This is a genomic window from Rahnella perminowiae, assembly GCF_019049695.1.
In the GTDB taxonomy this organism is placed as follows: Bacteria; Pseudomonadota; Gammaproteobacteria; order Enterobacterales; family Enterobacteriaceae; genus Rahnella; species Rahnella perminowiae.
On the sequence record NZ_JAFMOT010000036.1, the window covers coordinates 1 to 408 of the forward strand.

At 39.2% G+C, this 408-nt stretch carries 1 protein-coding gene; it reads right to left on the bottom strand.

What is annotated here, in order from left to right; translation table 11 throughout:
• Positions 1 to 120: 120 nt before the first annotated feature.
• Positions 121 to 333 (bottom strand): helix-turn-helix domain-containing protein, encoded by a 213-nt coding sequence (locus J1781_RS26430; protein WP_217232992.1) that lies wholly within the window; start codon positions 331 to 333, stop codon positions 121 to 123.
• Positions 334 to 408: the final 75 nt, after the last annotated feature.

Here is a 408-nt window from a genome sequence, read left to right on the forward strand (position 1 = left end):
GTTAATACGATGCAAGGTATCGACAAACGCATTGTAGGATATACTGACATCGGGATGGTCTTTTAAATATTGTTCTCGTAGCTGTTTAGCGGTGTCAAATTGTTTAGCTTTGACATATCGTTAAAAGCTATCAAGGTCAGTGATGATGTGTTTTACGCGCGTTGGTTGTGCTTTCTTAGGTTCGGTATTGCCTTGGTCATGGTACAAGGCTATCCAACTGTTAAGCGTGTTGCGACAGATACCGAATATTCTAGCTGTTTTGCTTTTGTTATTTGTTTCTTGCCAGTAGGCTATGGTGCGTTTGCGTAAGTCTTGGTCGTATAGGTTTGGCATGGTGCTATCTATGAAAGTTTAAGTTGTGTTCATTATAATACAGGATTTACTATATGTCGAACGACATCTTTAATG

What these genes read in the sequence shown, in the direction of transcription:
- J1781_RS26430 (WP_217232992.1), bottom strand. Translation starts at nt 333, where the DNA reads ATGCCAAACCTATACGACCAAGACTTACGCAAACGCACCATAGCCTAC.